Consider the following 14932-nt stretch of genomic DNA (forward strand, 5'->3'; position numbering starts at 1 on the left):
ATCAGACCATAAGTTGCAGCAGTTCGTCGATTTCGACTGATGCGAACCCCACGGAGCTGTCGGAGATGCCGTAGGGCACGAACAGGCGCGAACCCGTGCGCAGCGCGCCGCACGTATAGACCACGTTCGGGACATAGCCCGACCGGTCGGCGTTCTCGGCGCTCAGCACCGGTTCGGCGGTGCGACCGATCACCTTTGATGGATCATCGAGGTCCAGCAGCGCCGCGCCAACGGTGTACTTGCGCATCGCGCCAACCCCGTGCGTGAACAGCAGCCAGCCGGCATCGGTCTTGATCGGACTGCCGCAATTGCCGATCTGGATGAATTCCCACGGGTACTTGGGCTCCATCAGCAGGACGCCTTCGGTGTCCCACCGGTCGATCCGGCGCGAGCGAAGCAGGAACAGGTTCTTGCCGTCCTGCCGCCCGACCATGGCATATTGGCCGCCGACCTTTTCCGGGAACAGCGCCATGCCCTTGTTTCGTCCGGCGCGGCCCTGGATCGGTTCGAGCAGGAAACGGCGGAAGTCGGTCGTCCGCATCAGCTCGGACCGGATCGTGCTGCCCGAATAGGCGGTGTAGGTGCCGATCCATTCGAACTCGCCGCCGCCGTGGTCGAACCGCGTCAACCGCAGATCCTCCAGCCCCCCGCGCTGCTGCTCGGTGATCGGGAAGATGACCGTGTTCGACAGCGAGCTTTCCTGGTGGCGGTGCACCGTCACGCCCCGGTCGGCGTCATAAAGCGTGGAATCGTCCAGCTCGACCGACGTGGCGAACGCACTCTGCGGCCACAGTTCGAAATGACCGTCGGGGTGCGCGATGCCTTCGCGAAACACGATGGAGCTGATGTGCCCTTCCCCCACCGCGCGCAGGGACATGACGAAGCGCACCGCGCCATCCTCGCAGCCCGACTGATCGGGGTGCGGGACGATCGACGGGTTCATCAGGGCGGCCGCCGAATACGTGTATTCGTGACAGAAATACGCCCCGATCAGCTTGCGGCGAACCGGCGAGAAATCGCACTCGTGAATGCCGAGATTGGTCGCCAGCTCGCGCCACCGCGTCTCGAAGATCGTCTCGGTCTGCCAATGCCGTTCTTTGAAGTCCGACAGGACCTTGCGATATTCGCGGCGCACCTGCGCCTCGCTTAGCGCGGCGACGTCATTGACCAGCTTCTGCGCGCGGTTGCCCGGCGCGCCGGCGGCCTGCCATCCCAGGTGAAACGGACGCAGCACGACCCGTGACGGGTCGGCGTGAAGCCGTTGTTCAAGAATATGCAAGGGGCCGTGGACCGTCCTCTGCTCGATAGTCAACGCGATCCCCCGCCGTTCGCGGCTTCGAATCGCCCGCGCTGTCCGGCGCGAGCGCTAGCATGGAATAGTGCCCCAGTTGAAACGCGAGGATTGATTCCGCACCACAATTTATGTTTGCTCCGCGCGGGGTCAGCCCGTCCCGGCAGCGGCCGGTCGCCATGTCGGCCAGCACCACACCGCGATCGTTGGCCCCGAAGAACCAGCGCCATGCCGCCGAACCATGGGTCCGCCAGCGCTGTTCGCCGGTTGCGCGCCACGCCGCCAGCGACGCGTCGATCGCGGCTTGCGCCTCCAGCGGCTGCTGATCGAACGGGAGCTGCGCGTATGGCCGGCCGAACGTCTCCGAGCCGATGGCCCGGAAGTGCCCGTCCGACGCGGTCTGGCGTTCCGCGATCCAGGCGAGGGTCTCGATCCCGCAGGCGGTCCATTCGGGGCGGCCAAGCACCTCGCCAGCCTCGATCAGCGCCTGCGACAGGCGCGGATTGTCGTATCCCAGCACCGCTTCGAACCACGCCCAATCGGGCCGCCGCGCGCCACCGAGCAACCGTTCCAGCAGCGATGCGCCCTGCTCCAACGCCTCAAGCGACGCCGCGTGACCGGGCCGGGCGCGCAGCATCGCCGCCGCGCCGAGCATGATGAACGCCACCGTGCGGGGGCTTTCAAACCGCGCGAGGCACGGCAGCGCGGTGTCATACAGATCGGACGCCCACCGCTGGATGTCGGGATCATTGCTGTCCTCGACCGTCCGGCCGAGCGTCCACATCGCGCGGCCGTTGGAATCCTCCGACCCCAGATCCTCGCACCAGCTGCGGTCGAAGCGCATGAAGTTGCGGAAGGCCCGCTTGTCGGGATTCCACGCGTCCTGGATGAACGCGGCGTAGATCATCGCCAGCGACTGCCGTTCCTGCGGGTCGATGCCCTGCGCCTGGTTGATCAGCAACAGCGCGCGGACGTTGTCGTCCAGGCAGTACCCATGCCGCCGATCGGGCACGATGCCGATCGAATGCTGAAACATGCCCGTCCCATCGGTCATCGTGCGGACGCCGTGGAACGACGGCCGCGCACGCGGTGCATTTCGCGCAGGGGTCGCCACCGCCCGCTCGATCAGCGCGGCAGAGGCGGCGGCGAAGCGCGGCCAGATGGTCTCGCGACCGCGGGCATAAGCGCGCGCCTTCAGGGCGGCGAGTTCGTAAGGATCGTCGAGCAGGCCAATGACCGCATCGGCGATCGCCTTCGCCGAACGCGGTTCGATCAGCACGCCCACCCCATCCGCCAGCAGCTCGCGCGCATGGACATAAGGGGTCGAGACGACCGCCTTGCCCAGCGCGACCGCATAGCTCAGCGTGCCGCTGGTCGACTGCTGCATGCCGGGATAGGGGGTCAGGTAGATGTCGCACGCCTCGAGCTGGTCGAGGAGGTCGGGCGTATCGACGAACGTTTCCGACCATTCGATCGCGTGCGCCACGCCCAGCCGTTCGGCGAGCGCCTTCAGCCCTTCGCGATAGCTTTCACCGTCGCGGGCCACCAGATTGGGGTGGGTCGCGCCGACGATGCGATAGAGCACGTTCGGATGCCGAGCGAGGATGTCCGGCAGCGCCTCGATGACCGATTCCACGCCCTTGCTCGGTCCAAGCAGGCCGAAGGTGGTCAGGACCGTGCGCCCGGCCAGTCCGCGCCGGGCCTTGAACTCGTCCTCGCGCCCAAACGGGCGATCGGGCGCGCCATGCTCGATCACTTCGATCAGGTCGGCTGAGACGGCATAGAGTTCGACCAGCAGGTCGCGCGAGCGCTGCGACATGACCATGATCCGGGATGCGCGCCCGACAAGGTGCTCCATGATGCGCCGCTGGCGTTCGGACGGTTCGGTCAGCACGGTGTGGAACGTGACGATCAGCGGCGCCGCGACCCGGTCCACGAAACCGCAGACCATCTCGCCATCGGGTCCGCCGAAGATGCCGTATTCGTGTTGCAGCCAGACCGCGTCGGCTCCGGTGGCGTCGATCGCCTGCGCGGCGCGGGCATAATCTTCCGGCTCGTCGCGCGCGATCGCCCCGGCAATCGGGCCGTAGGACAGCGGCGCGTCACGGTCTTCGAGTGCCCACACGTCCACGCTCACTTCGGGGCGGAAGCGGGCCAGTTGCTCGGTCACGTCAGCGGTAAAGGTCGCGATCCCGCATTTGCGCGGCGGGAAATTGCCGACCAGCGCAACGCGGCGCGGGGCGCGCGGGGATCGGAATGCGACCAGTTCTGTCTCGGCGCTCTCGGCACCCATGGGGAAGAGAGCGTTGGCGCGGCGTGCGTCCATACGGCGTGACGACTCCCTTGAGATTGGAAACTGACAAATGCCTGAATGAACGACGCGCGCGATGGTTCCATTGCGCTGCACCATTTGCGAGCGACCGGGAGCAAGAACCGCGCTGCAATGCTGCGTCTGCGAACAGTCAGAACCAGCGCTGTCGCCAGTAGAAGTCCGCCGCTACCGGATTGCCTGACGCGTCCGTCGCCGGGCGGAAGCGCAACCGCTGCTCGACCAGTCGGCAGGTGATCGCGTCTGCTTCCGGATCCGGGCTTGGCTTGTAGACGCTGCATCCTGATGCGCGTCCGTCGATCCCCACCGTCACCTTGACCACGACTTCGGACCCGATGCGTGCCTGCCGCCCGCCGGCCGGACGGGGGTAGTCGCGCGCGTTGTTGATCGCGCCACCGATCCATTCGGGCTTGGTCGCGATCCCGCCGCCCTGGCCCGTGCCGCCAGCGCCGCTCCCGGTCCCGGTGCCGGTGCCGCCCGCCCCCGTCCCGGTCCCGGCATCGCGCGCGCCCGAGCTGTTGTCGGTGCCGGTTGAGCTGGCCCGGGGCGCCGGGGGAGCCGGCTTGACGGTGACGGCGGGCACGGGCGCCACGACCGGGCGGGGGACCGCTTTGCGCCCTTCTTCCCCCGCAGCCCCGCTGTCGGGTTCCGGTTCCGGGGGCGGGGGCTCGTACTGTTTGGTCTCGACCGTGACGGTCACGGCGGACAGCACGGCCCGCTCCACCGAAGCGGTCTGCTGCGGGGCGAACGCGCGCGCGAGCGCATAGATCGCCAGCAGGTGCAGCATCACGATCGCTGCCAGCGCAGCCGGCCGCGGCCGGCGCGGCATGGTGGAAAAGGAAGCCTCCGTCGCCATTCCGTGATGAAACGACAAGTGCGGCAGGGGCGTTCCGCCAGCACCGCCCCCCGCACACGAAAACGGCGGCGCTCCCGCAGAAGGAGCGCCGCCGCTGTTCAAGTCAAAGCCGACCGGATCAGAAGTCGTAGCTGATGCCGACCTTCAGGCGCCACACCGACGACGACACGTTGATGCCGTTGTCGTCATCGAACGGCACCACTCCGGTGGTCGCGTTCGCCGTGATGGTGTTCGCATTGGCGAAGATATAGCGCCCCTGCGAATCCACACCGGTGACCTGCGCGATGTCCTGACGGCCTGCGAAGTCCCGGCGCCGCTGGATGTTCCAGTCATTGTCGAGGAAGTTCAGGAAGTTGTCCATCGTGGCGTAGAGCTTGATGCTGTCCTCGCGACCGAAGAAGCGGCCCGGTCCGGGGATCTCCTGCGAGAACGACAGGTCGAGGTCGTAGTACCAGTCGTTGGAGCAGGTGTTCCGCTCGATCGACTGGCCGAGGTAATCCCGCGCGCACTTCAGACCGCTGGCGAAATCAGCCACCCGCTGCGCCACGCCCGCCGTCGAGAGCGGCGACACGTTCGGGTCGCTCGCGCCGGTCGGGATGTACAGCAGCGCGTTGTCCGCACCCGATGCCGAATCGTTGAACACACCGCTGCCCGTGAAGGTCAGGCTGTACGGACGGCCCGAACGCGCCACGAAGGTAAGGCCCAGCCGGGTCGACAGGTCGCTGAAGAACTGCTCCTCGAAGCTCGTCGACAACGAGATGTTGTGCTTGCTCGAGAAGAAGCCGCGCGATGCGGCCGGGTTCTGGCGATCGAACGCTGCGGACAGGTCGTAGTTCGACGTTGCGGTCGAGTTGTACATGTTCCGCCGGTCCTGCGCGGCCGAGAAGGCATAACCCAAGCTGAAGAACGTGGAGCCGCCGTCGGTGAACACACCGCCGTCGAAGTTCTTCGAGAGGATCGCCGAGGCATTGTGGCTGTTGAACGCGCCTGCGTTGGTCAGCATCAGCTCGTCCTCACGCGCCGTAGTGACGCAAGCGGCGGTGACGCCGGTGAAGATCGGCGTCGGCGTGATGTCGGTCAGCTTCGCATTGCAACCGGCCCGCAGCGGATCGATCGTGACGTAGATCGGGCGACCGTCGATCGTGAACCCGTTCAGGCCCGCACCCAGGTTCGGCGTCTGGCTGAGATCGACGACCGTGTACGGATCGCGCGTACGGCTGAAGATGTAATCGAGGTTGAGATTCCATCCGCTGAAGAAGCCGCTGGGCGCGAAGTTCAGCTCCGAAGCGAAGCCGACGTTGGCGCGCAGCACGCTGGGCGTCTTGATGTCGGGATCGATCGACTGCGTGAACCCCTGGCCGGCGGATGCCGTTGCGATCGCAGCGTTGCGGAAGCAGGTGGGTACCCCGGTGAACGTGCCGTTGGTGACGACATCGATCTGCCCGGTCGGGCAACCGGCAGCCTGCGTGCTGGCCAGAGCGAAGGCGCTGCCATCGTTCTGGAACGCGTTGCCGAACCACACGAGCGGGTCGCCGCCCGAGAAAATGCCCACGCCGGCACGGAACTGGCTGCGCGAGAACACGGCGAAGTCATCCGCGTCATAAGTGAACGCGACGCGCGGCATGATGATCGGGTCGAGATCGCTGAACCCGGCATTGTTGTTGATGCCGTAACGCGACACGAACACCGGGTTCCGTTCCGGGCGGCCGCCGTCATACCATTCCAGCCGCACGCCGGCCGTCACCGCAAGGGCGTCGGTCGCCTGCCACTCGTCCTGGAGGAAGGCCGAATAGATCGTCCGCTTGAACTCGGCACCTGCGTCGGTGACGTTGCCGGTGGCCGAAACGTTGCCGAACGCGCCTTCGGTGTTCCCGTTGACGATGTTGATCGGCGTGGTGCTGGTCGAGTTGTTGCCCAGACCCGGCGACAGCAAACCGGCGCGCAGGTCGTTGATGTTACGGAAAACCAGCGTTCCGGTCGCGTTCGCCACGAACAGGTTGAACAGGTCCGCCCGGTTCGCTTCCATGCCCAGCTTGATCTGATGCGCGCCGGCATCGAGGCGGAGGACGCCGCGGTACTGCTCGATCGTGGTCTGCAGGTCGTTCGCGGAACGGTTGCTGCCGGGGCCGGCAAGGACCGCGCCGTCCGGCGTGGTTCCGGTGTTGTCGATGCCGACGATGATGCGCGGGATCGGATTGTCCGACTGCGCTTCGCCGCCGCCGATCGGATCCTGCAGATCCTGCACTTCCGAACGCGAGTAACGGAATTCGCTGGAGAGGACGTCGCTCCACTGCGAGAACAGGCGCGCCGAATAGTAGTTCGACTTGGTGCCGCTCAGGTAGAACGTGTTCTGGCCGACGACTTGCGGCGAGGACTGGCCGGTGAACAGATCGTCGGCGCGAGTCGTCGATTCCTCAAGGCGCTGATACGTCGCTTCGAGGCGGTGATCGTCGTTGATCTGAAGATCGCCGCGGAGGAACCAGCGCTCGTTGCTGAAGGGACGGTTGTAGACCAGCGGGCCGGTGTCGATGCCGTAGACATCGCGGATGACCTGCGAGATTTCGTCGAACTGCGCCTTGGTGACGCCCGCCAGTTCGTTGGCGAAGCCAGCACCAGCCGGACCGTCATCCTGCGACTGGCCGGCCGTCTGCTTCTCGTAAGCACCGAACACGAACAGGCGGTCGCGGATCACCGGCCCGCCAAGATAGACGCCATAGCGCTTCTCAGGCTCGATCGGCGCGACCGGCAGACCATCGGCGATCACGTCGCCGCGCAGGTCGCTGTTCGAATATTCGAAGAAACCACCGAACTGGTAGTCGTTGGTGCCCGACTTGGTGACCACGTTGATCGCGCAGCCCGTGAAGTTGCCGTAATCGACATCGAACGGCGCGAACTGCACCTGCGTCTCGCGGATCGCGTCGTACGGCACGGGGGTCGACGAACGGGACGAGAAGCCCGTGTCGTTCAGGCCGTAGACGTCGCCCTGGCTGATGCCGTCGACGGTGAAGGCGTTGCCGCGGTCGTTGCCGCCGAGGCAGGAAATGCGATCGACGCCCGAACCGCCATCGTCACGGTCGAGGCTGACGCGCGGGTCGATGCGGATGATGTCGCGCACGTCGCGGTTGAAGCTGGGAGCGTTCTCCAGCACTTCGGCGGTGAAGCTGGTGCCCGGGCCGACGGCGAGCTGGGTGACCCGCACCCGGCTGCCGCTGACGACGATTTCGCCGCCGCCGCTCGACAGGGCGAAGGTCAGCGCGGTGTTGCCCTGCAGGCTGGTCTGGATGTCGCTGACCGACTGGCCTTCGAACCCGCCGACGTTGGCCGAAACCGTGTACGGACCGCCCGTGACCAGGCCGGAGGCGACGAAGCGGCCGTCGGCGCCCGTGGTGATCGTGCGGGTCGCGCCGGTGCGGGTGTCGGTGATGGTGACCGTGGCGCCGGCCAGCGGGTTGCCGTCCGCGTCAGTGACGGTGCCCTCGATGCCCGAGGTGATCTGCTGAGCGAATGCCGGGGCGGGCAAGACGGCTGCGGCGGACAGGCTGACGACGCTGGCGGCCAGCAGGTACTTGAGCTTCATGGAATACGATCCCTTGCATTCGCTGAGAAGAGGAGAAGGAGGCGCGCGCCCCCTAGGAGGTTCCGCCGACCGCCAAAAGGTGTCTTCTGTTACCAGTTCGTGACAGTGTGGCGGAAGTTATCCACCACACCCCGATCGCTCGCTCAAACCCTTGTGAAAACGAGACTTTTTACGTGTTGCTGCGATGCAACAAGCATCCAAAAAGTGCCTCGGGCGCGGGAACCTGTTCACGGGCCGGGTTTTCGCGCGGCGAATCAGGCGAGGTTGATCTCGCGCAGCCGCTGCTGGAGGAACTCGTGGCTCGAGATCGGCGCCGGGTGATCGTCGGGCCGCGCCGGATCGATGCAGCTGTCCAGCGTCTCGATCGTGAAATCGGGGCGGAAGTGGAGGAAGAACGGCATCGAGTAGCGCGACCGGTAGGCCGCCTCTCCGCGCGGGTTCACCACCCGGTGCTGGGTCGAGCGCAGCCGGTGGTTGGTCAGCCGGTCGAGCATGTCGCCGATGTTCACCACCAGCGCGCCCGGCGGGGTGTCGACCGCTTGCCACTCGCCCTTGGCGTTGAGCAGTTCGAGCCCGGCCTCCTCCGCACCCAGCAGCAGGGTGATCGTATTGATGTCGCCGTGGGCGGCCGCGCGAATTGCGCCTTCGGCGTGCGGGCCATCGAGCGGCGGGTAGTGCAGCAGCCGCATCACCGAATTGCCGTCCTCCACCGTCGGCTTGAAGTAGCCGCGGTCGAGCCCCAGGTGCAGCGCGATCGCTTCCAGCACCCGCTCACCCGCCTGTTCGAACGCGGCGTAAAGCTGCGTGAAGGTCTCGCGGAACCCCTCGACCTCGTTCGGCCAGACGTTGGGCGCCATGTACTGCGCGAGTGGATGGTCCTGCGGCAATTCGCGGCCGACATGCCAGAACTCCTTGAGGTCGTGAACTTCGGCATCCTTGGCCCGCTCGACCCCGAACGGGGTATAGCCGCGCGCGCCGCCGCCGCCTTCGACCTTGTAGCCCTTCTTCACGTCCTCCGGCAGCGCGAAGAACGCTTTCGAGAGTTCCTCCGCCCGGGCGATCAGGTCGGCGGGGATGCCGTGATCGCGGATCACCGCGAACCCGTATTCGCGGAAAGAACGGCCCAGTTCGTCCGCCACCTCATTGAGCGGGCGGGCGATGGAAACAGAAGCAATCTCAGACATGGGGAAGGCGTCTCTTAGTAGGGGAGGAACAGGCCGGCGAGCGCGGCGCTCATCAGGTTGGACAGCGACCCGGCGGCCAGCGCCTTGAGCCCCAGCCGGGCGATCACGGGCCGCTGGTTGGGCGCGAGGCCGCCAGTCACCGCCATCTGGATCGCGATCGAGGAGAAGTTGGCGAACCCGCACAGCGCGAACGTCACGATCGCGCGGCTGCGATCGGACAGCACGCCGGCGTCCATCTGGCCCAGGTCGATGAAGGCGACGAATTCGTTGAGCACGATCTTGGTGCCGAACAGTCCGCCGGCGACCGGCGCCTGGTCCCACGGCACGCCGATCAGGAACATGACCGGGGCGAACAGCGCGCCCAGCCCCGCCTGGAAGCTCCAGTTGTCGAACCCGAACAGCGATCCGACCCAGCCGAGCACCCCATTGGCGAGCGCCACCAGCGCCACGAACGCCAGCACCATCGCGCCGACCGCGACCGCCAGCTTGACGCCGGTCTGCGCCCCTTGCGCGGCGGCCTCGATCACGTTGGCGGGCTTCTGCCCCTCCTCGAAGGTTTCGGCGAGCTCGACCTCGTGCGGCTTGCCGCCCTCGACCAGCGCGGCGGGCCCTTCGGCGCTGATCCGCGCATCGGGCAGCTCGATCCGGCCTTCGGCTTCGGGCGCCGGGTCGGCGGGATCGGGCATCATGATCTTGGCCATCAGGATGCCGCCCGGGGCCGACATGAACGCGGCGGCGAGCAGGAACGGCAGGTATTCCTCGCCCAGCAGGCCGGCGTAGGCCGCCAGGATGGTGCCCGCCACGCCCGCCATGCCGACGGTCATCAGCGTGAACAGCGCAGCCGGCGTCAGCGCCGCGAGATAGGGCCGCACCACCAGCGGGCTTTCACTCTGGCCGACAAAGATGTTCGCCGCGGCGCCGAGCGATTCCACCCGGCTGATCCCGGTCACCCAGCCAAGCGCCCCGCCCACCCAGCGCACCACCTGCTGCATGATCCGCAAGTGATAGAGGATGGACACCAGCGCGGCGAAGAACACGATCACCGGCAACGCGCCGAGCGCAAAGGTATTCGCCAGCGGGTTGTCGCGCCCGAACAGGAACGCAGTGCCTTCGTTGGCATAGCTCAGCAGCGCGGCGACACCGTTCGCCATGCCCTGGATGCCGGCCACGCCCCACGGCGTGCGCAGGACGATGAAGGCGATGGCCGCCTGCAACAGGAACGCCGCGCCCACGATCCGCAGGCGGATCCGCCGCTTGGCGTTGGACAGGACAAAGGCGATCGCCAGGATTGCGACAATCCCGATCAGGCTGGTGAGGACAGGAGGCATCGAAGTTCGCGTTAGCGGCAAGCGGTTGACTAGGAAACCGGATTCAAGCGCGCGCCTTGACGCTTGGCAAATCGTCACTCTGCATTGAAGCTCGGACGTCTGCGGCCCCGGAGCGCGAAGCAGAGTGAAACGGTGGCCCGAGGCTGGCTTTGTCGGAACGCGAGTTGGCGCGGACGGTTGATTGACACCCACCTTTCACAGGAGACCCCCATGCGTCTGCTCACCGCCGCCAGCTTGCCTCTTTTCGTTTGCGCGCTTGCCGCGTGCGGGTCCGACGCGGATCGCCAGGCAGACGCCACGGAGGACCGGATTGAGCAGCAGGCAGAGGCCAGCGCTGCCGCGTCGGGCGATGCGGTGGCCGCCCTCGGTCTGACCGAAAGGCAGCTTCTCGATGCAGACCTCGTCACCGCGGACGGCACGGAGCTGGGCGATGTCGAGCAAGTGCGGCGGGGAGCAGGCGGAGCCGTCGAAGGGCTGCTGGTTGAAATCGAGGACAGCAATCCGGACCGATATGTCGTGGTGCCTTTGACGGGCCTTACGACCCGCGTAGCTGGCGCTGACAAGGACCTTCAGACAAAGATGACGGCTGCCCAGATCGGTGCTTTGCCTGATGCGCAACTGGGTGCGGAAACGTCGACGACGGCAACGGGGCCCGCAAACTAACCCCAACGCGGCCACGCTCGTGTCGGGGTCGGCCGCCGCCCGCCCGCTTCCGGGCTCCAGCGGCCGTAAACCCACAAGCCCGCTTTTCTTTTCGCCGGCCCGGTGCCAATCGTCCCCCGCATGACCGAACCCGCCACCACCGCGCCCGCCATTCCCCGCCCGCTGTTCGTCTATGCGCTGCTCTACGGCGGAATGACGGTGCTTGCCGGGGTGCTCGGCAACAAGCAGGTCGCGCTGGGGCCGCTCGCGGTCGAGGCGGGGATCTTTGCGTTCCTGATGCTGGTGGTGCTGTCGAGCACGGTGGCGCAGCTTTATGGCCGCAAGACCGCCGACCGGATGGTGTTCTGGGGCTTCCTGCCGCTGGCGCTGTCGGTCGCGCTTATCTTCCTGGTGCTGCAGATTCCCGCGTCGGCCGACATGCCCGCCGACCGGCAGGCGGCGTTCTCGCTGATGATGGGCAGCACGCCCCGGATCATGGCCGCCGGCCCGGTGGCGTACGGGGTGTCGCTGTTCCTCAACGTGTGGCTGTTTTCGGCCCTGCGCGGAAAGGAATCGGAAGGCGACGGTGCGGGCAGCGGCCTGGGCATGATGGTGCGCGGCGGGATCGCCTCGGCCCTGAGCCAGGTGGTCGATACGCTGATCTTCATCAGCCTGGCGTTCTATGGCGAATTTCCCATCGGCGACCTGCTGGTGGGTCAGATGCTGGCCAAGGTGGTGCTGTCGATCGTGCTGGTCCCCCCGCTGATCGCGCTGTGCGTCACGCTGGCGCGGCGGCTCGACCGCGCCTGATTGCCTGAAGTGGCCGGGACGATGACCGCGCCGATCCCGTTCGACGCGGCGCTGGCGCTGATCGGGCAGGCCACGCCGCTGGGGTCGGAGACCGTGCTGCTGGCCGGCGCCGCCGGCCGCACACTTGCCGCAGACGTCATCGCGAAGGCCCCCTCACCCCGCACCGCGGTCTCCACCATGGATGGCTACGCGATGGTCGATGCCGCGACAGCGCCCGGTGAGTGGCTCCAGGTAGTCGGCGAATCGCGCCCCGGAGCGGGTTGGCCGGGGGCGGTCGGCCCGGGCCAGGCGGCGCGGATCCTCACCGGCGCGGCGGTGCCGGAAGGCGCGACGCGGGTGATCATCCAGGAACATGCGGAGCGCGACGGAGACCGCGTGCGCTTCACCCCCGGCTACGGTCCCGCGACTTATATCCGCGCCGCCGCCGGCGACTTTGCCGCCGGAGACGTGCTGGTGCCCGCGGGCACCCGCCTTACCCCGCGCGGACTGGTGGCGGCCGCGGCAGCCGACTGCGGCGAGGTGACGGTGGCCCGCCGGCCCAGGGTGGCGATCCTTGCGACCGGCGATGAACTCGCCCGTCCGGGCCAGGCGAGCGAGCGGCCCGAAGCGATCCCCGACACGATCAGCTTTGCCGTTGCCGCGTTGGCGCAGCAGGCGGGCGCGGATCTGGTCGCGATGGACCTGTGCGCCGACGAGCCGCGCCGGCTGGAGAAGCTCGCCGGCGAATTGCTGGACATCGCCGACGTGGTGGTGATCACCGGCGGCGCCTCAGTAGGCGAGCGGGACTTCGCCAAGGCGAGCTTCGCCGCGCACGGGCTGGAACTCGCGTTCGAGAAAGTGGCGATCAAGCCCGGAAAACCGGTGTGGTTTGGCCGCGCGGGGGATGCGCTCGTGCTCGGGCTGCCGGGCAACCCGACTTCGGCGATGGTGACGGCGGCGCTGTTCCTGCGTCCGCTGCTGGCGCGGCTGCAGGGCGCGGACGACGCGCACCGCTGGCGCACCCTGCCGCTGGCAGCACCCCTGCCCGCGACCGACGAGCGCGAGACGTTCGCCCGCGCCCGGTGGGACGATGCGGGGCTAACTCCGCTTGGCAATCAAGACAGCGGCGCACAGAGTCCGCTGGCAGAGGCCGACTGGCTGATCCGCTGCCCCGCCGGGCAAGCAGCCCTGCCCGCCGGCACGCTCGTCAGCGCACTGGCGTTCTAGCCGGCCAGCTTCATCGTCGGCGACAGTTCGGCGGTCGGCAGCACGATCTCGATCAGCGCCGCCTCGCCACTGGCGCGCGCAGCTTCGAAGGCGGGAGCGAAATCCTCGGTCCGCTCCACCCGCCAGCCGCCGATACCATAGCTCTGCGCCAGCGCCGCGAAGTCGGGATTGACCAGCTCGGTCCCGACGACGTGGCCGGGATATCGCCGCTCCTGATGCATCCGGATCGTGCCGTACGCGCCGTTGTTCACCACCACCACGATCACCGGCACCCGGTGGCGCACGATCGTCGCCAGTTCGGTGCTCGCCATCATGAAGCACCCGTCGCCGGCGAAGCAGATGACCGGCCGGTCGGGGTGGCGGATGCCGGCGGCGATCGCGGCGGGCAGGCCATAGCCCATCGCCCCGCTGGTCGGCGCGAGCTGGGTGCCGCTGCGTTTGTAGCGGAAGAACCGGTGCAGCCAGATCGCGTAATTGCCCGCGCCATTGGTCAGGATCGCGTCGTCCGGCAGCGTGTCCGACAGCCAGCCGACGATGCGCGCCATGTCGACCGGGCCATGCACCGCGGGCGGCTGCTGCCACGCCTCGTAGTCGGCGCGGGCGGAGGTGCGCCACTCGTCCCACCGCGGCTCCAGTTCCAGCGCCGCGGCAGCCTTCGCAAAGGCGTTGACGTCGGCGGTGATCGCCAGGGTGGGCTGGTACACCCGCCCAAGCTCGCTTGCTTCGGGCAGGACGTGGACCAGCTTCGGACCCGGTAGTGGCACGTCGAGGTTGGTGTAGCTGTCGGTGACGATCTCACCCAGGCGGGTGCCGACCGCCACGATCAGGTCCGCCTCCCGCCAGCGGGCCTTCAGCCGGGGATTGATGCCGAGCGCTGACTCGCCGACGTACTGGGGGTGCCGGTTGTCGAACAGGTCCTGCCGCCGGAACCCGCAGGTCACCGGGATGCCGCTCGCCTCCACGAAGCGGGTGAGGTCCGCGAGCCCTTGCGCGCTCCACTGCGATCCGCCCAGCACCAGCAGCGGACGCTCGGCGGTCGCCAGCAGCGCCTGGAACTCCCTCAGGGCGGGGGCACCCGGGATAGCGGCCGGCTCGGTGCCCTGCCCCGGCGCCTCGACCGCCTCGCTCAGCATGTCTTCGGGCAGCGCGATCACCACCGGCCCGGGCCGCCCGCCAAGCGCGGTGGCGTAAGCCCGGCTGATGAACTCGGGAATACGCGCGGCATCGTCGATCTGGCAGGCCCACTTGGCGAGGGCGCCAAAGGTCGCGGGGTAATCGACCTCCTGGAACGCCCCCCGCCCCATCTGGTCGCGCGGCACCTGACCCACGAACAGCAACATCGGGGTGCTGTCGTGTTGCGCGGTATGGACCCCGATCGCGGCATGGCACGCCCCCGGCCCCCGGGTAACGAAGCACACCCCCGGCCGCTTGGTCAGCTTGCCCCAGGCCTCCGCCATGTTGGCCGCCCCCGCTTCATGCCGGCAGACCACCAGCTTGATCCGGTCGCCCGCCTCGTGGATCGCGTCCAGCGCCGCGAGGTAGCTTTCGCCCGGCACGCAGAAGATCGTGTCGACCCCCCGTTCCAGCAATTCGCGGATCAGGATCTGGCCGCCGGTCATGCGGGTGCCGGCGGGATGCGATTGAGCCATGGGATGCCTTGCGAAAAATCGAGGTTGAACCTCTTGTGCGCCTACCAAGCGGACCGGTTC

The 14932-nt window shown here is 67.6% G+C and carries 10 protein-coding genes; 3 read left to right on the plus strand and 7 right to left on the minus strand.

Features of this window, described 5'->3' with window-relative positions; all coding sequences use genetic code 11:
• Position 1: 1 nt before the first annotated feature.
• The 6 genes from E0504_RS07415 to E0504_RS07440 all read right to left on the minus strand — a co-directional run bounded on the left by E0504_RS07415 (position 2) and on the right by E0504_RS07440 (position 10565).
• Entirely contained in the window at positions 2-1312 is a 1311-nt protein-coding gene (locus E0504_RS07415; protein ID WP_207912265.1) for a glycoside hydrolase family 130 protein, read from the minus strand.
• Entirely contained in the window at positions 1266-3617 is a 2352-nt protein-coding gene (locus tag E0504_RS07420) for a glycosyltransferase family 4 protein (RefSeq protein ID WP_207912267.1), read from the minus strand. Before E0504_RS07420 ends, E0504_RS07415 begins: the two co-directional genes overlap by 47 nt.
• Positions 3618-3753: 136 nt before the next feature.
• A complete protein-coding gene (locus tag E0504_RS07425; RefSeq protein WP_207912268.1) occupies positions 3754-4449 on the minus strand; it encodes an energy transducer TonB in 696 nt (231 codons plus the stop codon).
• 145 nt (positions 4450-4594) lie between these two features.
• A complete protein-coding gene (locus E0504_RS07430; protein WP_131622628.1) occupies positions 4595-8053 on the minus strand; it encodes a TonB-dependent receptor in 3459 nt (1152 codons plus the stop codon).
• Positions 8054-8307: 254 nt separating this feature from the next.
• Positions 8308-9237, minus strand: a complete 930-nt coding sequence (locus tag E0504_RS07435; RefSeq protein WP_131622630.1) for an isopenicillin N synthase family oxygenase — start codon at positions 9235-9237, stop codon at positions 8308-8310.
• A gap of 14 nt (positions 9238-9251) precedes the next feature.
• Positions 9252-10565: a NupC/NupG family nucleoside CNT transporter gene (locus tag E0504_RS07440; RefSeq protein ID WP_131622632.1), complete on the minus strand. Its 1314-nt coding sequence runs from the start codon at positions 10563-10565 to the stop codon at positions 9252-9254.
• Positions 10566-10775: 210 nt separating this feature from the next.
• Here E0504_RS07440 and E0504_RS07445 point away from each other — a divergent pair, with 210 nt between their 5' ends.
• From E0504_RS07445 to E0504_RS07455, 3 genes are all read left to right on the plus strand, one after another.
• Positions 10776-11228: a PRC-barrel domain containing protein gene (locus E0504_RS07445; RefSeq protein ID WP_131622634.1), complete on the plus strand. Its 453-nt coding sequence runs from the start codon at positions 10776-10778 to the stop codon at positions 11226-11228.
• Between the two features lie 120 nt (positions 11229-11348).
• The gene (locus E0504_RS07450) at positions 11349-12017 is read left to right on the plus strand and encodes a queuosine precursor transporter (RefSeq protein ID WP_131622636.1); all 669 of its coding nucleotides are present in this window, start codon (positions 11349-11351) and stop codon (positions 12015-12017) included.
• Between the two features lie 21 nt (positions 12018-12038).
• Entirely contained in the window at positions 12039-13223 is a 1185-nt protein-coding gene (locus E0504_RS07455; RefSeq protein ID WP_131622638.1) for a molybdopterin molybdotransferase MoeA, read from the plus strand.
• On the opposite strand, the gene E0504_RS07460 is transcribed toward E0504_RS07455, so the two are convergent.
• Complete coding sequence (locus E0504_RS07460) at positions 13220-14872, minus strand: thiamine pyrophosphate-binding protein (protein WP_131622640.1); 1653 nt, start codon at positions 14870-14872, stop codon at positions 13220-13222. The genes E0504_RS07455 and E0504_RS07460 overlap by 4 nt on opposite strands.
• Positions 14873-14932 lie beyond the last annotated feature (60 nt).

It is taken from the genome of Parafrankia sp. BMG5.11, assembly GCF_004337455.1.

Coding starts and splice junctions, on each gene's coding strand:
- E0504_RS07420 (WP_207912267.1), bottom strand. CDS start 3,617: ATGGACGCACGCCGCGCCAACGCTCTCTTCCCCATGGGTGCCGAGAGC.
- E0504_RS07425 (WP_207912268.1), bottom strand. CDS start 4,449: ATGCCGCGCCGGCCGCGGCCGGCTGCGCTGGCAGCGATCGTGATGCTG.
- E0504_RS07430 (WP_131622628.1), bottom strand. CDS start 8,053: ATGAAGCTCAAGTACCTGCTGGCCGCCAGCGTCGTCAGCCTGTCCGCC.
- E0504_RS07435 (WP_131622630.1), bottom strand. CDS start 9,237: ATGTCTGAGATTGCTTCTGTTTCCATCGCCCGCCCGCTCAATGAGGTG.
- E0504_RS07440 (WP_131622632.1), bottom strand. CDS start 10,565: ATGCCTCCTGTCCTCACCAGCCTGATCGGGATTGTCGCAATCCTGGCG.
- E0504_RS07445 (WP_131622634.1), top strand. CDS start 10,776: ATGCGTCTGCTCACCGCCGCCAGCTTGCCTCTTTTCGTTTGCGCGCTT.
- E0504_RS07450 (WP_131622636.1), top strand. CDS start 11,349: ATGACCGAACCCGCCACCACCGCGCCCGCCATTCCCCGCCCGCTGTTC.
- E0504_RS07455 (WP_131622638.1), top strand. CDS start 12,039: ATGACCGCGCCGATCCCGTTCGACGCGGCGCTGGCGCTGATCGGGCAG.
- E0504_RS07460 (WP_131622640.1), bottom strand. CDS start 14,872: ATGGCTCAATCGCATCCCGCCGGCACCCGCATGACCGGCGGCCAGATC.